Source organism: Desulfitibacter sp. BRH_c19 (assembly GCA_001515945.1).
In the GTDB taxonomy this organism is placed as follows: Bacteria; Bacillota; DSM-16504; order Desulfitibacterales; family Desulfitibacteraceae; genus Desulfitibacter.
In genome coordinates this window covers 20679-42635 of sequence record LOER01000003.1, presented here as the reverse complement: position 1 = coordinate 42635, position 21957 = coordinate 20679, and the positions used below count along the sequence as shown (strand labels likewise).

General features: G+C 35.5%; 27 protein-coding genes. 4 read left to right on the top strand and 23 right to left on the bottom strand.

Translation table 11 applies throughout. The features are described 5' to 3' along the window. The first annotated feature begins 326 nt into the window (after positions 1–326). Together APF76_12095 and APF76_12090 are read left to right on the top strand one after the other, a co-directional pair. On the top strand, positions 327–713 hold the full coding sequence (locus APF76_12095) for a hypothetical protein (GenBank protein KUO53543.1): 387 nt from the start codon (positions 327–329) through the stop codon (positions 711–713). Between the two features lie 19 nt (positions 714–732). Beyond that, complete coding sequence (locus tag APF76_12090) at positions 733–1293, top strand: hypothetical protein (protein KUO53542.1); 561 nt, start codon at positions 733–735, stop codon at positions 1291–1293. Between the two features lie 146 nt (positions 1294–1439). Here the strand turns inward: APF76_12090 and APF76_12085 are convergent, their stop codons facing one another. The 11 genes from APF76_12085 to APF76_12035 all read right to left on the bottom strand — a co-directional run bounded on the left by APF76_12085 (position 1440) and on the right by APF76_12035 (position 8891). After that, a complete protein-coding gene (locus APF76_12085; protein ID KUO53541.1) occupies positions 1440–1625 on the bottom strand; it encodes a hypothetical protein in 186 nt (61 codons plus the stop codon). A gap of 29 nt (positions 1626–1654) precedes the next feature. Continuing rightward, on the bottom strand, positions 1655–1840 hold the full coding sequence (locus tag APF76_12080; protein ID KUO53540.1) for a hypothetical protein: 186 nt from the start codon (positions 1838–1840) through the stop codon (positions 1655–1657). A 118-nt stretch (positions 1841–1958) separates the two neighbouring features. Further along, complete coding sequence (locus APF76_12075; protein ID KUO53637.1) at positions 1959–2579, bottom strand: bifunctional phosphoribosyl-AMP cyclohydrolase/phosphoribosyl-ATP pyrophosphatase; 621 nt, start codon at positions 2577–2579, stop codon at positions 1959–1961. Positions 2580–2602: 23 nt separating this feature from the next. Further along, positions 2603–3358, bottom strand: coding sequence for an imidazole glycerol phosphate synthase cyclase subunit (locus APF76_12070; GenBank protein ID KUO53539.1), 756 nt, complete (start codon positions 3356–3358; stop codon positions 2603–2605). Then, positions 3358–4092 (bottom strand): 1-(5-phosphoribosyl)-5-((5-phosphoribosylamino)methylideneamino)imidazole-4-carboxamide isomerase, encoded by a 735-nt coding sequence (locus APF76_12065; GenBank protein KUO53538.1) that lies wholly within the window; start codon positions 4090–4092, stop codon positions 3358–3360. Before APF76_12065 ends, APF76_12070 begins: the two co-directional genes overlap by 1 nt. Position 4093: 1 nt before the next feature. After that, positions 4094–4696: an imidazole glycerol phosphate synthase subunit HisH gene (gene hisH, locus APF76_12060; GenBank protein KUO53537.1), complete on the bottom strand. Its 603-nt coding sequence runs from the start codon at positions 4694–4696 to the stop codon at positions 4094–4096. Between the two features lie 10 nt (positions 4697–4706). Then, a complete protein-coding gene (hisB, locus tag APF76_12055; protein ID KUO53536.1) occupies positions 4707–5294 on the bottom strand; it encodes an imidazoleglycerol-phosphate dehydratase in 588 nt (195 codons plus the stop codon). Positions 5295–5306: 12 nt separating this feature from the next. Then, entirely contained in the window at positions 5307–6581 is a 1275-nt protein-coding gene (locus tag APF76_12050) for a histidinol dehydrogenase (protein KUO53535.1), read from the bottom strand. A gap of 5 nt (positions 6582–6586) precedes the next feature. Then, positions 6587–7267 carry an ATP phosphoribosyltransferase gene (locus APF76_12045; protein ID KUO53534.1) on the bottom strand — a complete coding sequence of 227 codons (681 nt, stop codon included), beginning with the start codon at positions 7265–7267 and terminating at the stop codon, positions 6587–6589. Between the two features lie 52 nt (positions 7268–7319). Then, the gene (locus APF76_12040) at positions 7320–8498 is read right to left on the bottom strand and encodes a hypothetical protein (GenBank protein ID KUO53533.1); all 1179 of its coding nucleotides are present in this window, start codon (positions 8496–8498) and stop codon (positions 7320–7322) included. A gap of 96 nt (positions 8499–8594) precedes the next feature. Beyond that, on the bottom strand, positions 8595–8891 hold the full coding sequence (locus APF76_12035) for a hypothetical protein (protein ID KUO53532.1): 297 nt from the start codon (positions 8889–8891) through the stop codon (positions 8595–8597). 179 nt (positions 8892–9070) lie between these two features. Between APF76_12035 and APF76_12030 the strand changes: the two genes are divergently transcribed. Next, positions 9071–9268 (top strand): hypothetical protein, encoded by a 198-nt coding sequence (locus APF76_12030; protein ID KUO53531.1) that lies wholly within the window; start codon positions 9071–9073, stop codon positions 9266–9268. 234 nt (positions 9269–9502) lie between these two features. On the opposite strand, the gene APF76_12025 is transcribed toward APF76_12030, so the two are convergent. From APF76_12025 to APF76_11975, 11 genes are all read right to left on the bottom strand, one after another. Then, positions 9503–10174 (bottom strand): GntR family transcriptional regulator, encoded by a 672-nt coding sequence (locus APF76_12025; GenBank protein ID KUO53530.1) that lies wholly within the window; start codon positions 10172–10174, stop codon positions 9503–9505. 29 nt (positions 10175–10203) lie between these two features. Beyond that, positions 10204–11199, bottom strand: coding sequence for an isocitrate dehydrogenase (locus APF76_12020; protein ID KUO53529.1), 996 nt, complete (start codon positions 11197–11199; stop codon positions 10204–10206). Positions 11200–11260: 61 nt separating this feature from the next. Continuing rightward, positions 11261–13186, bottom strand: a complete 1926-nt coding sequence (locus APF76_12015) for an aconitate hydratase (GenBank protein KUO53528.1) — start codon at positions 13184–13186, stop codon at positions 11261–11263. Between the two features lie 225 nt (positions 13187–13411). Further along, positions 13412–14200, bottom strand: coding sequence for a hypothetical protein (locus APF76_12010; protein KUO53527.1), 789 nt, complete (start codon positions 14198–14200; stop codon positions 13412–13414). Positions 14201–14237: 37 nt separating this feature from the next. Next, positions 14238–15035, bottom strand: coding sequence for an amino acid amidase (locus tag APF76_12005; protein KUO53526.1), 798 nt, complete (start codon positions 15033–15035; stop codon positions 14238–14240). Beyond that, a complete protein-coding gene (locus APF76_12000) occupies positions 15035–15841 on the bottom strand; it encodes a nitroreductase (protein ID KUO53525.1) in 807 nt (268 codons plus the stop codon). The genes APF76_12005 and APF76_12000 overlap by 1 nt, the downstream gene beginning before the upstream one ends. A gap of 129 nt (positions 15842–15970) precedes the next feature. Then, positions 15971–17278: a histidine--tRNA ligase gene (locus APF76_11995; GenBank protein ID KUO53524.1), complete on the bottom strand. Its 1308-nt coding sequence runs from the start codon at positions 17276–17278 to the stop codon at positions 15971–15973. Between the two features lie 188 nt (positions 17279–17466). Next, on the bottom strand, positions 17467–17856 hold the full coding sequence (locus APF76_11990; protein KUO53523.1) for an NUDIX hydrolase: 390 nt from the start codon (positions 17854–17856) through the stop codon (positions 17467–17469). Between the two features lie 17 nt (positions 17857–17873). Continuing rightward, the gene (locus APF76_11985; protein KUO53522.1) at positions 17874–18653 is read right to left on the bottom strand and encodes a 4Fe-4S ferredoxin; all 780 of its coding nucleotides are present in this window, start codon (positions 18651–18653) and stop codon (positions 17874–17876) included. 130 nt (positions 18654–18783) lie between these two features. Beyond that, positions 18784–19242: a pyruvoyl-dependent arginine decarboxylase gene (locus tag APF76_11980; GenBank protein ID KUO53521.1), complete on the bottom strand. Its 459-nt coding sequence runs from the start codon at positions 19240–19242 to the stop codon at positions 18784–18786. Positions 19243–19280: 38 nt separating this feature from the next. Next, positions 19281–20108 carry an S-adenosylmethionine decarboxylase proenzyme gene (locus APF76_11975; protein ID KUO53520.1) on the bottom strand — a complete coding sequence of 276 codons (828 nt, stop codon included), beginning with the start codon at positions 20106–20108 and terminating at the stop codon, positions 19281–19283. Between the two features lie 406 nt (positions 20109–20514). On the opposite strand from APF76_11975, the gene APF76_11970 reads away from it, so the two are divergent. Further along, the gene (locus APF76_11970) at positions 20515–21132 is read left to right on the top strand and encodes a hypothetical protein (GenBank protein KUO53636.1); all 618 of its coding nucleotides are present in this window, start codon (positions 20515–20517) and stop codon (positions 21130–21132) included. Between the two features lie 12 nt (positions 21133–21144). Here the strand turns inward: APF76_11970 and APF76_11965 are convergent, their stop codons facing one another. Then, the gene (locus APF76_11965) at positions 21145–21714 is read right to left on the bottom strand and encodes a S26 family signal peptidase (GenBank protein ID KUO53519.1); all 570 of its coding nucleotides are present in this window, start codon (positions 21712–21714) and stop codon (positions 21145–21147) included. Positions 21715–21957: the final 243 nt, after the last annotated feature.

Below are 21957 nucleotides of genomic sequence, written 5' to 3'. Positions count from 1 at the left end.
TGCTCCCTATCTCCTTCCCATTTCCCTAATCCATTGGACCAGAAAACAGTGGTTATATGATAAGTCGCTCCTCGCTAACAGTGGCGGGACCGTACAGGATTTTCACCTGATTCCCTATTATCCTCAAAAAGATGAGGCACTTATTGGAAATATTCACTTAAGTAGATTTTAATTGGATACGGCAAAAAAATCAAGTATAATATTAAAAATATGATATAAATTATGTTTTTAAATAATTACCCATAGATTGACACAAAGTCAAAGTCTTAAGCTATAATAATATTGCAGTAAACCTAGAAATTTCACTTTTATTGGAGGATTATTGAATGTATTCAACATTTCATGTTAGTATTGGTGAAGGAACTCTGTGTTTAAAAGGTACTATTGTAAAAACTCAAGATGGGATTAATATTTATATTGGGGGAGGCAAAAAAACACACATAGGTACTACGGTCATAAGTCAACCTCGATCTAGTTTAACAGGGGATGGTAGTACAAGCTGCACTACCTCTGTGCTAAACATCCTAGGTCACAAAGACGATGAAATTGCCCTACCGATAGCAGAAGAAATATGTAAGCACTTTAAGGAGACAACAGTAGTAACTGCTGGAATACATATAGATAAGGCTACCACACAAGTTATAGAAAAGTTTAAATGGTATGGAACTCAAATTATTCCCCTAATCATAGAACAATTAAATGGGAAAAAGTAAATGTGAGGAGACATTAATCATGAAATTAATTATAGGAATAACTGGTGCAACAGGAGCAATTTATGGAATAAGGATTTTACAGGCTTTAATGGAAAAGGCAGATGTTGAAACCCACCTTGTTATAAGTAAGTGGGGTAGAGTAACTATAGAAACTGAAACGGAGTTTACAATAGATGACTTAATAGCCATGGCTGATTTTCATTACCATGAAGATAACTTGGCTGCTGCCATATCTAGTGGTTCTTTTAAATGTGATGGAATGATAGTAGCGCCCTGTAGCATGAAAACTCTAGCTGGAATAGCTAATGGGTATACAGATGATTTAATAATCCGTGCAGCAGATGTAGCAATAAAAGAAAAGAGAAATCTTATATTGATGGTACGTGAGACCCCACTAAATGCAGTCCATTTGGAAAATATGTTAAAGCTATGCAAAATAGGGGTAACAATTGCCCCACCTGTACCAGCTTTCTATACAAATCCTAATTCATTGGATGATTTAGTAAATCAAACTATAGGACGGATATTGGATAATTTTAATATAGAGATAGACACGCTATACCGCTGGAAAGGTCTATAAAAACAGCAAAAAAGCCGGAAGTCTTACACCTTATATTTTTCTTATTCTTTTGAAGGCTAGAGATAGTGGTAAATGAAATATTTGAGGTTTAATGGAAAAAGTAAAACCAAGGGAAACCCCTGGTTTTAATGAATCAAGAGGATAAATTACGAAAGATATGAGCTAGCACTTTGACATTGTTTTATACAGTCATCTATAGTCAAAAATGCCTTGTTTAACTCATCTCTAACACTTTGATTTTGTGCAGTATCAGCTAATATCCGTATAGAGTTCTGTGTACCTTGACACATATCTATACATGATCGAATAGCTTGTGTTTGACTTAATGGCATATTATTAACTCCTTTCTTGTATCATTGTATTATGATCTTGAATTTGATAAAGCTGCCTGGCACTGTTTAATACATGTATCCATAGAATAGAGTGCTTTATTAAGTTCATCCTTAGCTCTTGGATCAAATGCTACTTCTGATATTTCTTTGATATCACTAAGGGTACCTTTACAATGGGACACACATGAACTAATTGAATGATGTTCTTTTATCAATAATTTCACCTCCTTTCTTCTATATTGTTAGTTTCAATTAGTAACTAAAACATTATTCAGCTATATAATGTCAAATTTATGTATAAAAAAGCGACTTCATCTTGAAGCCGCTTTACAATTATCGTCTTTTATTTAATTCAGCTGCCAAATCATCCAAGGTTATTCCATGATAGGCAAGCAGTACTAACATATGGTATATAAAATCGCCGCATTCATAAATAACTTCCAGATTATTGCTGTTTTTTGATGCAATTATTATCTCAGCTGCTTCTTCACCGATTTTCTTTAAAATTTTATCCTGACCTTCAGTGAAAAGGTATGTGGTATATGACTTTTCAGGCCTCTTTTGTTGTCTGTCAAGAATAACCTTATAAACTGCTTCTAATATAGTTCCCAATTCTTGATTGCTATTTAAATTCTGATCTGAGGTTATAATATGATTATAGAAACAGCTTCTCTCTCCTGTATGACATGCTGAGCCTGTCTGCTCAACTTGAACTAATAAGCAATCCCCATCACAATCATAGGATATATCTAGTATTTTTTGTATATTGCCTGAAGTGGCCCCCTTGTTCCAAAGTTCCTTCCTGCTTCTGCTATAAAACCATGTATATCCTGTCTCTATGGTTTTCGCAAAAGACTCTTTATTCATATATGCCATCATTAGAACTTCACCCGAAACTTTGTCTCTAATAATAGCAGGTATAAGTCCATTATTATCAAATTTTAGATTCTCTATGATATCTTTCACCTCATTGTTTTTCACCTGACTATCACTCCCTGGCTTTTTAAGTATTCCTTTACTTGATTGATAGTATAAGTACCATAATGAAATGTGGATGCAGCCAATACTGCATCAGCTTTTCCCTTTGTCAAAGCCTCACTAAAGTGTTCTAGGATACCGGCACCTCCTGATGCAATGACAGGAATGTTAACTGTATCACTAACCTTACTAGTCAGTTCAATATCGTATCCATCCTTTGTACCATCTCTATCCATACTTGTTAATAGTATCTCGCCTGCACCTAAATTTTCTACTCTTTTCACCCACTCCAACACCTTAATACCAGTAGATGTGCGTCCTCCATTTATAAAGACCTCCCAGTCACCGTTTCCGGTAGATCTAGCATCTACTGCCACAACAACACACTGGGTTCCAAAGCGTTTTGCTGCTGTTTCCACAAGCTTTTCATCTTTTATTGCAGCTGTATTTAAAGAAACCTTATCTGCACCAGCCGCTAGTAGCTTTCTAATATCTTCTATTGTCCTAATTCCACCACCTACAGTAAATGGAATGAACACTTCTTCAGATGTCCTTTTGACTATATCGTATATGATATTCCTTTCTTCATTAGAAGCGGTAATATCTAAGAATATAAGTTCATCCGCCCCCTCTTTATCATAGCGGGCAGCTAACTCTACCGGGTCCCCAGCATCCTGTAAATTAACAAAGTTAACCCCTTTTACAACCCTACCTTTATTCACATCAAGACAGGGTATTATTCTTTTTGCCAGCATCAGCTTTGACCTCCAGCTATACTTATTGCTTCTTCTAAATTAATGTCACCTGTATACAAAGCTTTTCCAATAATTAATCCTTCCACTCCTATAGACTGGAGCTCTTTAACTTTGGTCACGTCTTCAATACCTGCCACGCCACCGGAAGCAATTATCTTGATACCAGTCTTAACAGCCATTTCTGTGATACCTTCAATGTTTAATCCCTCAAGGGTACCGTCCCTTAATGTATCTGTGTAGACAATTCTTTCTATACCTAGTTTTGCCATTTGTAAGGCAAACTCTATTGCAGATTTTTCACTAACAGTCTCCCAACCATCTACTGCCACATTGCCCAGTTTGCTGTCTAGTCCCAAAACAATGGCACCAGCACCAAATCTGTCTACAGCTGCTTCTACTAACTGAGGATTCTTTAAGGCCGCGGTTCCGATAATAAGTCTAGAAATGCCTAATTTAAAATAATGCTCCATAGTTTCAATGCTGCGTATTCCTCCCCCTAATTGGACGGGAATATTAACATTAGAGATTATCTTTTTAATTGCTTCTAGATTTTTTGGAGATCCTGAAATAGCTCCATCTAGGTCAACAAGGTGAAGATACCTTGCACCCATTTTCTCCCACCTTAGAGCTACTTCTGCTGGTTCCTTTGAATAGACAGTCGCCTCATTCATATTTCCTTTATATAAACGGACGCATTGTCCATCCTTTAAATCTATAGCTGGTAATATTAACAATTTAAATCATCTCCCCAAAACTTTTAAGAATAATTTGTCCTAGCGAACTGCTCTTTTCAGGGTGAAATTGAACCCCCATTATATTATCTTTGGCTATTACAGAGCAGTAGTCAATTCCATATTGGGTGGATGCAACAATATATCCTTTATTTTTAGGATTCACATAGTAGGAATGGACAAAGTAAAAATAACTGTTTTCCTCAATACCTGATAACAGTCTATGGTTTTTATTGATAGCAAGAGAGTTCCAACCCATGTGGGGAACTTTTACTGTTGAAGGAATTTTCAAAACCTCTCCATCTATCAAATCCAAACCCTGATATAAACCATTCTCCTCACTACTTGACATTAGTAACTGCATTCCAAGGCAGATGCCCAAAAGTGGTTTGCCATTTTTAACTACTTCTCGAATTGCTTCAATCATTCCACTAGTTTTAAGATTATCTATAGCATCAGCAAAAGCTCCAACTCCAGGTAGGATAACACCATTAGCTCTTGCTATCCTTTCAGGATTAGAGGTAATTGCGGCTTTGTAGCCGATGCCTTCCAAGCTTTTTTGTACACTTCTTAAGTTACCCATACCGTAATCTATTATCTCAATCATATTTACCCACCTACTCTAGAATTCCCTTAGTTGATAAAACAGAATCGGGATTTGCATCTAACTGCCAGCCTGCAGACATACTACGGGCTAACGCCTTGAATATTCCTTCAATGATGTGATGTGTATTATGTCCAGATATTTTATCCACATGAATAGTTATGCCACCATTTAATGTAAGGGCACGTAGGAATTCTTCAACCAGCTCTGTATCAAATACACCCACCCTATCTTTTATGTCATGTACACGATAAGCTAGATAAGGTCTTCCACTAAAGTCAACAACAACTCTTATCAGAGCTTCATCCATTGGAACATAGCTCATTCCGTATCTTTTTATTCCTTTTTTGTCTGCTAATGCCTCTTTGATGCTCTTACCTATACATATTCCTAAATCTTCTACCAAGTGGTGATAGTCAACATGAATATCGCCACTAGCTTCTACATCAAGGTCACACCCACTATGTTTTGCAAAAAGCTCTAACATGTGGTCAAAAAAACCTATACCTGAAGTTCCTGTAAATATTCCATTGCCTTCTATACAAGTTTTGATTTTAATATTTGTTTCTCCGGTTACCCTTTCTATACAGCCTTTTCGCATCACGCTTCACCTCTATTCTAATCTAACTTTGACTGAATTGGCATGAGCATCTAATCCTTCAATTTGCGCCAGATCAATTATTTTTGGGCCCCATTTTTTTAGATTATCTTCAGTATAGTAGATGATACTACTTTTTTTCATAAATGTATCTACCGAAACAGGTGAGTAAAACCTTGCAGTACCACCTGTAGGAAGTATATGGTTTGGCCCAGCGAAATAATCTCCAACAGGTTCAGGACTATTTGCCCCTAAAAATATTGCTCCAGCATTTTTTATTTTAGGCAGTAAATCCAAGGGGTTATCAACTAATAATTCCAGGTGTTCAGGAGCATAAGAATTAGAAATATAAATGGCTTCATTTATATCTTTAGTAAGAATTACAGCTCCATAGTCCTTTAATGATCTTTTAGCTATTTCCCTACGAGATAGTTTTTGTAGCTGAGTTGCTAACTCATCTTGAACTTTTTGTACTAATATTTCACTTGACGTAACAAGGATTGATGATGCCAATGTATCATGCTCTGCCTGAGACAAAAGGTCAGCGGCAACATATCGCGGATTTGCATTTTCGTCAGCAATAATTAATATTTCACTTGGCCCTGCCAACATATCAATGTCAACAACCCCATATACAAGCTTCTTAGCAAGTGTTACAAAAATATTACCTGGTCCTGTTATCTTGTGTACAGGAGCAATATCTTTGTCCCCATAAGCAAGAAAACCAATAGCCTGTGCTCCTCCTACTTTATAAACAGCAGTAACTCCAATTTCTTTAGCAGCTACCAATGTATAAGGGTTAACCGTTCCATCCTTTGCAGGTGGCGTTACCATAATGATATCTTGTACACCTGCCACTAAAGCTGGTATAGCATTCATTAAAACTGATGATGGGTAAGCAGCAGTTCCTCCAGGAACATAGATTCCAACCCTTTCAATTGGCTTATACATCTGCCCTAACATATTTCCATCCTTATCTTTTTCAAGCCATGAAACCCTTTTCTGCTTTTCATGAAACTCACGAATTCTATCTGCAGCCATATTTATGGTTTCTATATAATCCTGATCAACTTGCTGATAGGCAGCGGCAAATTCTTTTTCTGAAACCTTTAATTGTTCTTTTGTTAGCTTAATCCCATCAAACCGTTCTGTATACCTAAGAACTGCTTCTATGCCACTACTCCTTATTTCGCGAAGAATAGCTTCCACATAAGAAGTGAATTTTTCTTCATCGTTTCTTTTTTGATTCATTAGTGATTGCAATTCTTCAAGAGTTAATACCTGTAACATTTTGTTTAGCTCCTTTTATTGACTTGTTCATAACATTTACTAGCAAGATCTTGGATTATTAGATTCTTAATACGATAACTAACCCTATTTGCTATTAATCTTGCTGTAGCTTCAAACATTTCTTCTACTTCTAGAAGATTGTTTTCCTTTAATGTTCTGCCTGTTGATACAATATCCACAATCATATCTGCAAGACCTACTGTGGGAGCAAGTTCTATGTTTCCATGAAGTTTAATAACTTCAACCTGAACTCCCCTGTCCTTAAAATACTTTTTTGTAATCTGAGGAAATTTTGTGGCTACTCTAGCATTGTTGAAATATTTTAAATCAAAATTACCCTTGGTTTCTTTAGCCTTTGCAACTACATCTTGGGGAAAAGCAATCACAAACCTGCAGTATCCAAAACCTAAATCAACTAATTCAAACACATCTGCTCCAGATTCCTCTAGAGAATCCTTACCTACAATTCCTATATCAGCTGCTCCATATTCCACGTATGTAGGTATATCAGTTGGACGACATATAAGATATTTAATATTTTCATTTGAAAATTCATGAAGTAGTTTCCTTGACTCTGTTTTAACCCCTTCTGTTGGTAATCCAATTTTAGAGAATATTTCTAATGCTCCTTCGCCAAGTTTACCCTTTGGTAATGCTATAATTAATTTATCTGAATGTATATTCATATGCTTCACACCTTTTTTTATATCTAATATTAGCTTGCATCAAGTACCATCTTTACAATAATCTAAGAATGTTATTTATCCCTCTTTTAGCAGCATATTCTTCTGCATCCTTTTCTGAGAGGTTCATCAGATCTACTTCAACCACATATCCTTTAGACCGTAAAAGATTTGCTTCTTTAATGACTTCATCCTCTTGATTTCCACATACTAGATAGTCTATTTCAGGCTCTTGTAGATTTGTCTCTCGGCTTAAAGCCTCAAGAACCCTTTCAACACCTATAGCAAAACCAGTTGCTGGATTAGGATAGCCAAAGTTTCCTAGTAAATTATCATACCTACCCCCACCACAAATTGGGTATCCTAGATTTTCACTATATCCTTCAAACACTATTCCCGTATAGTAGTTAAAATCCCTTAATATGCTAAAATCAACAAAAACCCTTTGTGTTACTCCATATGCCTTTAAGGAATTGGTTAGTTCTTCTAAATCCTTAATCGGTTTTTCAAGTTCCGGGTTTGTGATTAGCTTTTTAAGGCTACCAACAACTTCATCTAAGTTATTCTGAGTTGTTATTAATTTGAAAATACTTTCTTCCATTGATTGTTTTTTAAAACTTAATAGGTTAGCTAATTGCACATAATTCTTACGACTTAGGGCTTGCCTTATTTTCATTGATCGCACATTGTCATCAGTACCATTTAGCTGTCTTAAAAGCCCTTTTGTTATTTCCATGTGGCCTAATCCAATCTGGAAGTTCTTCAAACCAACTGTCTGCAAAGCTTTAACAGCTAGTGCAATTATTTCACCATCTGCCTTTGGCCCCTTGGGCCCAATAAATTCAACACCAGCTTGATAAAACTCTCTGTGGCGTCCTTTTTGTATTTCACTTTCATAACGAAACACATTAGCTAAATAAAAAAGCCGCTGGGGTAACTTTTGATCCTTCATTCGGGTTGCCACCAGACGTGCTATGGGGGATGTCATATCAGGCCTTAAGGCTAAAATGTGTCCTCCTCTATCAACAGTTTTTAATAAGCTTAGCGTATCTACTCCAACATTCATTGTTAAAGTATCATAATACTCAAAGCTTGAGGAGACTATTTCTCGATAGGCCCAACTTTTAAATAGATGTATCCATTTTTCTTCCAAATATCTTTTTTTATATGCCTCTGCAGGCAAAAAATCTTTAAACCCTTCTGGAACTTGAAGTCTATTACTATAACTATCCACATAATCACCTTCTGTTGTTTAACGTGATAAAGCATTAACGTAATATTAACATGACCTACTGAAGAGTGTCAATAACTTTTTCAGCAGAAGCCTTCTTTATTTGTCCTCTAATCTGTCTAAAATCAGACGATAGCCATCTGCACCGTAATGTAGGCATTTCTTAACCCTGCTAATTGTTGCGGTACTAGCCCCAGTAACCCCAGCTATATCTGAATAGGTAGCATCCGTCTCCAACATCTTAGCTACCTCCAATCGTTGAGACATAGATTTTATCTCACTTACCGTACATATATCTTCAAAAAAACGATAGCATTCTTCTTCACTTTTTAACAGTAAGATAGCCTCAAAAAGAGAATCAGTAAATTGGTCCTTTAATCGTGGATTATATGACATATATTCCATCCCCCTAGTATTTATTGTTGTATATTTTTCTACATTTCATCTATAATCTCCTTCATAGTTTACAATAGTATGTATCACTACTGTAAAATTTCTATATGTTAAAGTGTTCAAGAGTGCCAGATAACACCTCTGCATAGTACAATGGTTTTTGGAGAAAATAATAATAGTGAGTGAAAGAAAGAAAGGATTTATTAATGGATATAAAGGTAAAAAATAATTTATCCGCTTGGGACAGGGCACTAAGATTTGGGATAGGAGCATTTTTGATAATATTAGCAACAGTCAATCTAGACTTGCCTGTGCTTACAAATTGGATTATTGCAATTATTGGGATCTCACAAATCATTGAAGGCACTATTGGCTATTGACTAATTTATGATTTGATGGGTTGGTCAACCCGTAATCTATAACACTTCAATTAGTGGCATTCTAATCGTTAGATGAACAAATCAGGAGCTAGTTTATGCAAAAAAGCACGGTGTTGCGTAATAATATTAAAAGGCTACAGCCCAATAGAGTATCGAGCTGTAGCCTGATTAGTTTATTTCTACTGTCTACTTGACAGGTAGCAATTCAATAAAAGTTTGTCTTCTTAGTAATTCCTATTTTTCAACCACTTCTTTTCTATGTGATGACAGGTTGTCTTTAGCACCTAAAATATGCCTCTGCATTGCTTGTTCAGCAGCATTAGGGTCATTGGATGCAATAGCGTCTAATATAGCTCTGTGTTCCCGTAAAGCCTTTGGTAATCTTCCAGGTACCATTAATGAATCTCCTCTAGCTTTTCTAAGAAACTGATGAAAATTCGCCAGTACAAACCTTAGTGGTTTGCTTTTGGACGCCTGAAAAATAATACTATGAAATTCTGCATCTAACACCTGAACCTGATCCAAATTTCCTCTTTCAGTATAAAAATCCATTAAATCCAAAGTCTTCTTTAACTCTTGAAACTCGTCATCAGTAATGTTTACAACTGCCCAGCGGGCTGCTAAACCCTCAAGTCTTTTACGGATAATATAAATGTCATCAATATCTTTGTCTGTAACACCTTGGACAATAACTCTCCTATTCGGTAGCGGAGTGACTAAACCTTCTAGTTCTAGTTGTTTGATGGCTTCCCTAATTGGCGTCCTGCTGACTCCAAGCTTTTCTGCCAATTTAGATTCAACAAGAGTTTCACCCGGAATATAAACCCCATTTAAAATGTCGTCTAGTAACCGATTAAATACCATACCGCGCAGTGAGTTCTGGTCACCGCCGCCAGTATATTCCATTACACTAGCCTCCTTGGTTGATATGACCCTTATAGTTTTGACTTAATTGCTTCAGTAATCTCTGTTGTTGAACTGCTCCCTCCCAAGTCACCGGTAAGGAATTTTCCTTCCATTAAAACCTGGTCTATAGCAATTCTTATTCTCTGACCTATATTTTGATAGCCTAGATAATCCAACATCATACATGCTGACAGTAAAAGGGCAATGGGATTGGCTTTGTTCATTCCGGCTATATCAGGTGCACTTCCATGAACAGCCTCAAATACAGCCACATCTTCACCAAGATTAGCTCCAGGAACTAATCCTAACCCGCCAACAAGTCCTGCTGCAAGATCAGATAATATATCTCCATATAAGTTAGGTAACACGAGAATATCAAAGCGCTCTGGAAATTGTACCAACTGCATACACATATTGTCAACTATTTTTTCATTAAATTCAATATCAGGATAATCCTGGGCTATTTCCTTGCAAGATTTCAAGAATAAGCCATCTGTTAGCTTGAGGATGTTTGCTTTGTGTACAGCAGTTACCTTGTTTCTATAATACATTTTAGCATACTCAAATGCAAAATGTGCTATTTTTTTTGAGGCTTTAGCAGTAATAACTTTAACTGCTTCTGCCCTACCCTCATCGATCTGCCTTTCAATTCCTACATAGATATCTTCAGTATTTTCTCTAACTACAATTAAATCAACATTTTCAAACCTAGTTTTTACATTAGGTAGGTTTTTTATAGGTCTTAAATTAGCGAAAAGATTCAATTCTTTTCGTAAAATCACATTCACACTCTTAAAGCCTTTCCCTACTGGTGTTGTAATGGGGCCTTTTAAAGCAACTTTATTTTTTCTTATAGAATCGAGTACTTTAGCAGGTAATGGAGTTCCTTCGGTTTCAATTGTCTTTTCTCCTGCTTCTACTTGTTCCCACTCAAAGGGAGAAGCAGCTGCCTCTAATATTTTTAATGTTGCCTCCATTACTTCTGGGCCTATACCATCCCCTGGTATAATGGTAATCTTTTGCATAATCATCCACCTATCCTTTTATACATTTATTTCCTGTATTCTTAATGGTTAATGCTTAATTCTATTTACCTTGAGTTGTAAAATTTAATAATCCACCAGCTAGTAATATCTCTTTTTGTCTCGGTGTAATATCTAAAATAACAGGAATTGCAACACCCGAAGTTTCATTAAACAATGAACCTTTGCCTTCCATTACCAAGGAATGGACGTCTTTAGCAGATAAGATATCATTCTCTGCTACTTTGTCTATATCTTCTAGTCTTTCAAAAGTTAGTGGCAGTATTCCAAAGTTAATCAAATTAGATTTGTGTATCCTAGCAAAAGATTTTACTATTACTCCTTTAATTCCAAGATACAATGGAGCCAAGGCAGCGTGCTCTCTACTAGAACCTTGTCCATAGTTTTCACCACCTATGATAAATCCACCCTCATTATCTATCGCTCTTTTTGGAAAATTTTCATCAACTGGAGTAAGGCAATATTCTGCTAGCTTTGGTATGTTTGACCTAAATGGAAGAAGCTTTGCATTAGATGGCATAATATGATCTGTCGTAATATTATCTCCAACTATCAGTAAAACTTTTCCTTCTAAGCCCTTGGGTAATGGTTTTGCCGTTGGTACCGGTTTAATATTAGGACCCCTAACAACTTCAACCTTAGAAGTATCATCTAGTGGACTGATTATCATACTATCATCAATTGTAAAATTTTCAGGGTAGTCAATGTCAACTATTTCACCTAAGCTTCTAGGATCAGTTAAAAAACCTGTAACTGCTGTGGCAGCTGCTACTTCTGGACTCGCAAGGTAAACCTCAGCACTTTTGGTCCCACTTCTGCCTTCAAAATTACGATTAAAGGTCCTAACGGATACTGCATTACTCGCAGGGGCTTGCCCCATACCAATGCAAGGTCCACAGGTACACTCTAATATCCTTGCCCCGGCACTAATTAAATCTCCCAAAGCACCATTATCAGCAAGCATCTGTAAAACTTGTTTTGAGCCAGGTGAAATAACCAGGCTAACTTCTGAATGAACTCTTTTGCCCCTTAAAATAGCGGCAACTTTCATTAAGTCTGTATAAGATGAGTTGGTACAACTACCAATAGCTACTTGGTCTACTTTTAGGTTCTTTATTTCTATTACAGGAATTACTGCATCTGGACTATGCGGTTGTGCAACTAGAGGCTGAAGTTCAGACAGATTAATGGTTATAATTTCATGATAGTTTGCATTCTCATCTGCTTCTAGAGGCGCCCATTCTGCTTCTCTTCCCTGAGCTTTCAGAAATTTTAGAGTTTCTTCATCACTAGGAAAAATAGAAGTAGTGGCACCAAGCTCTGCACCCATGTTTGTAATAGTGGATCTTTCTGGAACAGAAAGGCTCTGAACTCCATCTCCTCCATATTCAAAAACCTTTCCAACTCCACCTTTTACGCCAAGCTGTTTAAGCAGATAAAGAATTACATCCTTGGCTGAAACCCATGATGGTAGTTTTCCTGTCAACTCAACTTTCACCACTTTTGGCATGTTTAAGTAATAAGGACCACCAGCCATTGCAACAGCAACATCCAATCCTCCAGCTCCTATAGCAAGCATTCCCATGCCACCTGCAGTAGGAGTATGACTATCAGACCCTAGTAGTGTACTACCAGGTATAGCAAATCGCTCTAAATTCACCTGGTGGCAGATTCCATTTCCAGGTTTAGAAAAGTTAATTCCATATTTTGCAGCAACAGTCTGAATATATTTGTGATCATCTGCATTCTCAAAGCCAGTTTGTAAAGTATTATGATCAATGTATGCAACTGATCTTTTTGTTTTCACTCTAGTCACCCCCATAGCTTCTAGTTGTAAATAAGCCATGGTTCCTGTAGAATCCTGTGTCAATGTTTGATCTATTCTAAGGGCCACTTCATTTCCAGTACATATGTCACCCTCATTACCTAGATGAGATTTGACAATCTTTTCAACTATGTTTAAAGCCATATAATCTACCTCCTGTGTTCTTATTAAAATTCTTTCATTAATATGTGGAGTTATTTTTCTACCACTCATGTATTTCTGCATACAATTATACAACGTATTTTGTTGTTTAGTCAAACACAACTGGTAGTAAGAAATCTAAAATAGCGTCCCCTTTGACGGTTGACGCTATCAAAACATCTTCAAAATTTGTTACGTAGTCTTTCTGCGGCTATATTAAATATCCAGCTAAGTTATAAGCTCTCCTTTAAGAACTGTCACAGCTTGTCCCTTTAATAAAACCCGCTGTCCATCTATGGTAACCTTAACCACACCACTTCTTTTGGAAACTTGTTTCCCAACCAATGGATTTTTGTTTAACCTGTCTTTCCAATAAGGGCCTAAGCAGCAATGAGCTGAGCCGGTAACGGGATCTTCGTCAATACCTACACCTGGTGCAAAGTATCTTGATACAAAATCATGATCACCTTGGTTAGCTTTACTTGTAACTATAACACCTCTATGGCCTAATACTTTTCCCATTGATATATAATCTGGTTGTAAACCTCGAATTACCTCTTCTGTATCATATTCAAATATATAATCCAAACGATTCCTACCGGAATAGATAGGTTCTACTCCAACAGCTTCTATAAGTTCAATAGGCGCCTTTGTTTGATTTTCAGGTTCTGCTGGAAAATTAAGCTCTATCCAGTCGCCTTTTTTGACTGCTGTCAAAAGTCCGCTTTTGGTATAAAACTTACCCTGCTCCTCCACCTTTAAATACCCATTTTCCCAGAGTGTGTGAGCACTTGCTAATGTAGCATGTCCACATAAATCAACCTCTGCAGTAGGAGTAAACCAAGATAAATTAAAACCGTCTTTTTGGGGGTATAGAAAAGCAGTTTCTGATAAGTTCATCTCCAGGGCAACTGATTGCATCCAATGCTTATCCATTGTCTCATCCAATATACATACAGCAGCAGGATTGCCTTTAAATGGTTCATGGGTAAATGCATCTACCTGGTATATTTTCATTTACACCCTCTCCTTTTTCCACATATTTGATAGCTTCCTATATTACAAAAGAAAACATTCTTAGAACATCAAAGTAGTTCTCCGACTTAAATAGAATACTGTTTGGTGAAATCTGTTCTGCTCCTGGATAGAATGATGCTTTATAGGCCATATATGGATGAAAAAATGAAATCTCAACCACAAAATAATCTGGTAATTCAATATGATATTTGCTAAGATCATTTTTTAATGCTGATTCAATACCTTCCTTTATCACATCTACTGCTAATGCTGGATGAATACTTATGGTAGATTTACCTATACCCTTGTTCACAGCAATTGTCTTAATCTGATTGTTAAACTCCAATACGTGATTACAAAGCTGTTCATCACCACTTACTAATATGACTGGAACATTTACCAAAGAAGCCGTATAAGCATTTACTAGAAACTCACTTGCATATTGATCATTAATTATTATGTAATTAACTGTTGTGTCCAGAGTATGAGCCAAAGGGCTACCATTAGAACCAGCAAAGGAATGATAGCCGATCATGGCAATAGCATCAAATGAGCTGTCGAGGTCCTGCATCATTAAAAATGGGTGACCACTAAAAACCCTAGAATACTTAACATTCCTTGGTAATTTACTAACATCAATGTTTCTCCCAGTATCGTGAGCATCCTTTACCCATACTTCTAATGCACCAGCATTGTTAGCTCCGTCACAAACTGCTTTTACTTCACTAGTCATCTGTTCAACAAGCTTTTGATAGACTTCCTTCTCCTTATTCACCTCATCCCAATGAGATGCTCCAGTAACACCTTCCATATCTGCACTTATATATATTTTCATTATGTCACAATCCCTTCCACTTTAAAAATGGCAACGTCAGGGTCTGGTAGATAATCCCAGGTACCTTTAACACCCGAATACATGGCTCCTAACTCTAAATGGAGCATAGCAATCCCGCAATCAAGTCTTTTAGAGATATTATATGTACCTTTAAAATTGTCCATTGAAACTTTAATAGCATTATTCTCCAAAGCAAATCTCCAGGGCTGCCTGTTTACTGCAGATGGTGCTAGCCTCGCTGCCTCTATGGCAGTTTTTTCCCACTCTTCAAGGTTCTCAGGAGAAGATTTTGGTAACAAGATATTTAGATCTTTTCTTTTACGACTAGAAGACATTCCAGACATTAATTTTTCCTGCATTGTATATTCTTGTTGTACATGGCCAATTGGGGTCACCGCCAATACTTTTTCGTGATTATCTATTTTAATATGACTAGCAACTGCTTCTGGTTTAAAAAAACCTCCCACCCAACAGGTTGCCAAGTTTAATGAGGTTGCTTCTAAGATGAGTGCTTCCCCAAGGTATCCGACTTTTTCTTGCACATTTTGGTCATTCATGTCACCTACAAATGCAACATAGGCAGGTGCACCTGTAATTTTCCCGTAAGAACCCACAATACCTTTAAAGACTTCATCAGGGTTTTCCTCAACAATAACAACCCTTGCACCGCTCATAGTGTGATTTAGCTCCGTACTGACCTTTTTTAACTGAGACATGAATTCTAGTGAAATCTTCTTATTTAAAAACTTTCTTCTGGATTTTCTTGTGAAAATCGCATTATACCACTTTTTAACGGGATAATTCATACTTGCCTCCTAGATAATGATTTTTCAATAAAAATCAACTTTTATATGTTTTTGAAAAAAGCAGCAATATGCTATGCTGCTTTACCTACCCTACATAAAACCATTTGTTCAGCTCCTAACCTTAATTTTCTACCTAATTCTTGCGATTATTTCTGAAATAGCTAAAGCCTTCTGTTCTCCATTTTTCATATTTTTAAAGGTTAACAGATTACTTTTTACTTCTTCACTACCTATTAGAATTACATAGGGTATACCAAGCTTGTTAGCATAGCCTAGCTTTTTAGCTATTTTGGTTTCTTCAACATATACCTCTGAAACAATTCCATTTCTTCTTAATTCATTAGCAATATTTATGCAATACTTAAAATCATCATCAACGGGTATAACCAAAACCTGTGACAAGGTTGCTGATTCTGGCTGAATTATATTTGCTTCTCGCAACTGATAAAAAAGTCGTGTCAAGCCGATGGAAATACCAACTCCAGGTAGTTTTTGATTTGTATAATATTCAGCAAGATTGTCATATCTGCCACCTGAACATACACTACCTATTTGTGGATAGTCATTAAGTATGGTTTCATATACAGTACCAGTATAATAGTCCAATCCTCTGGCAATCTTTAAATCAATTGCATAGTTTCCTTCAGGAACACTAAATGCTTTTATGTAATGAACAACCTGTTCAAGTTCCTCTAACCCTTTTTTGTATACTTCATTAGAGATGTTTAAAGATTTCAAGGCCACTATGATTTCAGAATTGCTTCCTTTAATTGCAATAAATTCGATTAGCCTTTCAATAGATCTTTCACTAATTCCTAGATTTTTCAATTCCTTAACTACAGCTTCTTGGCCAATCTTTTCTAATTTATCTATTGCTCTTAAAACTTCGGCCTTATCATTAATCTCGAGTTCTTCAAAAAAGCCATTAAGAACCTTTCTATTGTTAATACGAATTGTAAAGGAATCAAAACCTAGATCCTTAAATGTTGAATAGATAACACTAGGAATTTCTGCATCATTAAAAACACTTAGTTTACCATTTTTTCCCACAATATCTATATCACATTGATAAAATTCTCTAAATCTCCCTTTTTGATTTCTCTCTCCCCTGTAGACCTTGCCAATATGATATCTACGAAAGGGGAAAGTTAGGGAAGAAAAATGCTGAGCTACATAGCGGGCTAATGGAACAGTAAGGTCAAATCTCAATGAAAGGTCAGTATCACCCTTCATAAAACGATAAATTTGTTTCTCTGTTTCTCCTCCCCCTTTAGCCAAAAGTATTTCTGACTTCTCTATAACAGGTGTATCTATAGGAATATAACCATATGTCTCAAAATTATTTCTAATTTTATCAAGCATTTTATTAAATAACAATTGATCGGCTGGTAATAGTTCCATAAAGCCTGGCAATATGGATGGCTTTACTATACTCATTTATACCCCTCCATCTTGTGTAATTGGACTTAATAATCAATGAAAATTATTTCGCCTGTAAAATACCCACATTAATCACCAAATATATACAAATTAAGTTAAATATTTTCATTAATAGTTTAATTCAAACTTAGGAGTTTGTCCAGAATCACCCAGAATGTTTTCAATGCCTAGTCTTAATATACTGGCTATAGCTTCATGGATTTAAGTTTTTCTACAAATGGAATATCGGCTGGCGAAAAATCATAGTTAACCAATTCACTAATACTTACCCACCTATAATCATCGTGTACTGTTGGTTTAAGTATGTCTTCACCATTATATTTAGCCCAATAGCCTAGCAACTCAATAGCTCCATGTTCATAGGAATATTTACTACTGCCAAAATAACCTTCCACAACTATCTCAATTTGAAATTCTTCCTTAATCTCTCTTATTAAGCATTGCTCCGATGTTTCTCCTTCTTCGATTTTGCCACCGGGAAATTCCCATTTATTTGCCAGTTTATCACTTGCTCTTCTTTTTGCAATAAGTATTTTATTATTTTTTACTATGAGGGCTGCAGTAACCTGCTTCATGAAATCTTCTCCTAGAGTTATTTGTTTGGAATTGAGGCTTCACAGGGTACTCCTGTTTGGCATTTGCCACAACCGTATCTAGGTTTAAAACGAGGTACTATATTCTCATCTATAAAATTTGAACATAAACCATGGTCCTTACCTTCCTCTGAAATGGCCAAGGCTGGGCACCTTTTTATACAAGCACCACAATTATTACAATACTCATATATATCCTTATATGGCCGCTCAGTAATAGGAAATTTAATATTTGTAATAACACTACCATACCTGCCTGCACAACCCTTCTTCGTAATCAGAGACTTGCTAAGATTGAAAGTACCTAATCCTGCAATGAATGCAACATGCCTCTCAGACCAATTACTTTTTCGGTTGACTACACTAAAACGTGTGTCTAATGCAGGGGCGATAGCCTTTCCACCTAAACCTTCCAATTCTTTTATTAGATAGCTGGCTAAAGCATTATTTAATGCTTGTCCTTCTATTCTGCCATATAACCATTCAGTAGATGGGATTTCTTTCAACAGTCTGTTAGATGCTATTACACGATGGCTAAAGGGCAGAAAGTATGATATTACCACCTGAGCACCATGTAACCATTCTACTGGTTCCATATGATGGGGCCCAATAATTTCTTCTTTCTTCAATTTCTGAAAAATCTGATCCTCAGCATGGGCAACCCCAACAAGTGGTGTTTCGAATATTTGCATTTCACCCAATTCATTTACACAGTTCATAGGACTACAAAAAATGAAATCTGCAACCTTTTCTCTAATATTTTCTACACTTTGCAAGATCGTATTCCCCCTCTAATATTTACTTGCTTCCTAAACTGAAACAGTTATTCTTGCTTTTCACAAAGCCTAATATTATAAAAACTGACCTTGTTTTAATAAAGGTCAGTTTTATATATATATAAATATGCACTTAATACCACATGGGAACAGCTGCAACAGCACAACCAATAGTTTTTACAGTATGTTCCGCACATGATACTGATATATCTTTTACTTCCATTTCCCGCATTTCAAAAGATTCCTTGACCATGTTAATGATTTTTTCTTCTGCTTCTTCCTTTTTCATTTTGCCAACAAGTTCCATAATTATTCCAAAGGAATCTTTAGATCTTCCAACTGCAACTGCAGCAGATATAGTAACACCTGGTTCTTTGGAAATAATTGTACCGTATGCTGTTGGTACTAGCCCACCCAGAGGCAACTCCAATTCGGCAGAATACTCAGCACCTGGTGGAAGAATACTACTGACCTTTAAAAGATTTATATTTCCTATGTCTGCATTTAAAAGAGCTCCATCAAAAGCAGTTAACTCTGTTTCACCTTCTGAACTTCCACTTGTTAGAAAAAACTTTTTTGGAATCGGCAACATGATTTTTCTCCTTTTCAATGTAAATATTTACACACGTTCTATCCATTGAACTTTGCAATATTTCTTCCATAGTATATTTCTAACATCTCTTTTTTTATTCTATGTTTTATTTTTTTCTTTTCTGATGCTTGTAGGTCCTTTTTGGCAACACCAAATAGATAGTGATCCAAGTCATATTCTCTCAAAATCATTTTAGTATGGAAAATATTCTCCTGATAAACATTCACATCTACCATTTGATAAGTTTGTCTAGTTTTACTAGCCATAAAGTTTTGAATAGAATTAATCTTATGATCCAAAAAATATTTTTTCCCATTGACATCTCGAGTAAATCCTCTAACTCTGTAATCAATTATTGCAATGTCTGGTTCAAAACTTGTTATTAGATAGTTTAATGTTTTTAAAGGTGATATTTCTCCACAGGTGGAGACATCTATATCCGCTCGAAAAGTACTGATGCCCCTATCTGGATGACTCTCTGGATATGTATGAACAGTAATATGACTCTTATCTAAGTGACCCACAACAGCTTCTGACCCAGGTCCTGGTGATTCATTATCGTTTATATTCATATGATCTTCTTTATTTATTTCATTTTCTGCCACAAGCATTGTAACGCTTGCGCCCTGAGGATCATAATCTTGATTAGCAACATTAAGGACATTGGCACCAATTATTTTCGCCACATTATTTAGTATGTGTACTAAGCGATCAGCATTATATTCTTCATCAATGTATTCAATATACTCCTGACGATGGGCTGGATTTAATGCATAACATATATCATAAAAATTGAAACTTAGAGTCTTTGTTAAGTTATTAAAACCATATAACTTTAATTTCCTATTGATGGGCTTTATTTTCATTTTTTCCCCTTTCCAAGAAGAAGATCCCTTTTATCTCTAAAAATATTGTGTGGTTTAGACTAAAAAATATGCATTATGGTATTGCAGATGTTTAGTCATAATTCAACATCTATCAATACAAAAGGTGATTGTTCTATATAAATATACAACAAATAGATCTCTAATAAAAGAGAATTATAGTCTTTCTCTGTGTGGAGCTATCTACACACAGAGAAATCTGCAAACCATGATGGGTGTTGCTGGATTTTCCTTATCAAGTATTGTATAATTTGGTAAAAAGTTATCTATAATAAATAATAGACAAAAACTAATATGATAAATAGTAATTCTTTAAGGGGTGACTAGTATGACCTACGATTCATTAATAGATCCTAAGGATTCTAATAAATTGGTAAATAGGTATACAATAAAGGAAGAGATCTTTAGCAGTATAACTCATGGTATTGGAGCTTTGTTAAGTATAGCAGCTCTGGTAATTCTTGTTGCATTCGCCAGCATTAACGGAGATGCCATGCAAATTATAAGCTTCAGTATATATGGTTTTACTTTATTTTTTCTTTTCACATCTTCCACTCTTTATCATAGTATTTTCCATGAAAAAAGCAAACATGTATTCAGAGTACTTGACCACGTATCAATTTATTTGGTCATTGCTGGAAGCTATACTCCAATTGCACTAGTAGCTATGAAAGGTACATGGGGATGGATAATTTTTGTTCTAATATGGTCTTTAGCTGCTCTGGGAATTGTATTAAAAATCTTTACTATGAATAAATCAAAATATTTTTCAAGTTTTCTTTATATACTTATGGGATGGTTAATAGTAATCGCTATCAAGCCTATGCTAAATACGGTACCTCCAGGATTATTTTTGTGGTTGCTAATTGGTGGATTAACCTATACATTAGGCATAGTATTTTATATATGCAAAAAAATACCATTTAATCATGGAATTTGGCATATATTTGTTTTGGGAGGAACAATAATTCATTACTTAGGTATTTTATTCAATCTAGCATTGTAGAACTATCAATATCTAAAACCTTAAGATTAACGTCCCTATAACGTTATCAATTGGCACCGCGCCAATTTGCCTGCTATCCTTGCTATAATTCCGATTATCTCCCATTACATAAATATAATCTTGAGGTACCACTATTACCTCATCTGTGGGATAAAATGCAGGCTCTTTTATATATGACTCTTTCAAAATCTCTCCATTAATATATACATTTCCTTCTTTAAACTGAATTGTATCACCAGATTTAGCTATTACCCTTTTTATCCAGTATATACTTTCATTTTCTCTATTAAATAATTTGTTTGCTAATGAATTATTCTTAAGATTATCAGTTATATCATCAATAATTGTACGTTTCCTATTGACCCTACTATCAATAACAACAATATCTCCATAATTAAGTTCATATTTAAGTGTTCGAACTAGCTTGTTAATAATAATCTTATCTTCATTGTGTAGGGTAGATTCCATTGATTCCCCGATAACCAGGGTAGGTTGCAAAATAAATATACTAATTATTAATGCTAGAGTAATGGCAATAAATATATGTCCTATCCAGCTTACAAGTTGTTTTAGCATCAACATTACTATTACCTCCATCTGTAAAGCATATTTTAAATGTAATCCCAGCATTAATCTACTAGAAATAATTATACCATAAAACTAGATTATTAGATTTCATTTAAGTCTAAGCACCTAATTTTATAGGTATCATAATTTAAAAAAAGTAATTTTATGCACTAAAAGTTATTTTTCTCTTTTAATTTTGCTAAGTATTGGTTATACTAGATTTGCCTAGAAAATGCTAAGGTATACACTTTAACCTCC

Excerpts from the sequence above, each read along its gene's own strand:
- APF76_11990 (KUO53523.1), bottom strand. The coding sequence starts at position 17,856 with ATGAAGCAGGTTACTGCAGCCCTCATAGTAAAAAATAATAAAATACTT.
- APF76_11965 (KUO53519.1), bottom strand. The coding sequence starts at position 21,714 with ATGTTGATGCTAAAACAACTTGTAAGCTGGATAGGACATATATTTATT.
- APF76_11975 (KUO53520.1), bottom strand. The coding sequence starts at position 20,108 with ATGAAAATAAAGCCCATCAATAGGAAATTAAAGTTATATGGTTTTAAT.
- APF76_12005 (KUO53526.1), bottom strand. The coding sequence starts at position 15,035 with ATGAAAATATATATAAGTGCAGATATGGAAGGTGTTACTGGAGCATCT.
- hisH (KUO53537.1), bottom strand. The coding sequence starts at position 4,696 with ATGATTGAGATAATAGATTACGGTATGGGTAACTTAAGAAGTGTACAA.
- APF76_12025 (KUO53530.1), bottom strand. The coding sequence starts at position 10,174 with ATGGAATATACTGGCGGCGGTGACCAGAACTCACTGCGCGGTATGGTA.
- APF76_12085 (KUO53541.1), bottom strand. The coding sequence starts at position 1,625 with ATGCCATTAAGTCAAACACAAGCTATTCGATCATGTATAGATATGTGT.
- APF76_12070 (KUO53539.1), bottom strand. The coding sequence starts at position 3,358 with ATGCTGGCAAAAAGAATAATACCCTGTCTTGATGTGAATAAAGGTAGG.
- APF76_12095 (KUO53543.1), top strand. The coding sequence starts at position 327 with ATGTATTCAACATTTCATGTTAGTATTGGTGAAGGAACTCTGTGTTTA.
- APF76_12090 (KUO53542.1), top strand. The coding sequence starts at position 733 with ATGAAATTAATTATAGGAATAACTGGTGCAACAGGAGCAATTTATGGA.
- APF76_12000 (KUO53525.1), bottom strand. The coding sequence starts at position 15,841 with ATGAATTATCCCGTTAAAAAGTGGTATAATGCGATTTTCACAAGAAAA.
- APF76_12050 (KUO53535.1), bottom strand. The coding sequence starts at position 6,581 with ATGTTACAGGTATTAACTCTTGAAGAATTGCAATCACTAATGAATCAA.
- APF76_12015 (KUO53528.1), bottom strand. The coding sequence starts at position 13,186 with ATGGCTTTAAACATAGTTGAAAAGATTGTCAAATCTCATCTAGGTAAT.
- APF76_11980 (KUO53521.1), bottom strand. The coding sequence starts at position 19,242 with ATGTTGCCGATTCCAAAAAAGTTTTTTCTAACAAGTGGAAGTTCAGAA.
- APF76_12045 (KUO53534.1), bottom strand. The coding sequence starts at position 7,267 with ATGAATATACATTCAGATAAATTAATTATAGCATTACCAAAGGGTAAA.
- hisB (KUO53536.1), bottom strand. The coding sequence starts at position 5,294 with ATGCGAAAAGGCTGTATAGAAAGGGTAACCGGAGAAACAAATATTAAA.
- APF76_12035 (KUO53532.1), bottom strand. The coding sequence starts at position 8,891 with ATGTCATATAATCCACGATTAAAGGACCAATTTACTGATTCTCTTTTT.
- APF76_11995 (KUO53524.1), bottom strand. The coding sequence starts at position 17,278 with ATGAGTATAGTAAAGCCATCCATATTGCCAGGCTTTATGGAACTATTA.
- APF76_12020 (KUO53529.1), bottom strand. The coding sequence starts at position 11,199 with ATGCAAAAGATTACCATTATACCAGGGGATGGTATAGGCCCAGAAGTA.
- APF76_12010 (KUO53527.1), bottom strand. The coding sequence starts at position 14,200 with ATGAAAATATACCAGGTAGATGCATTTACCCATGAACCATTTAAAGGC.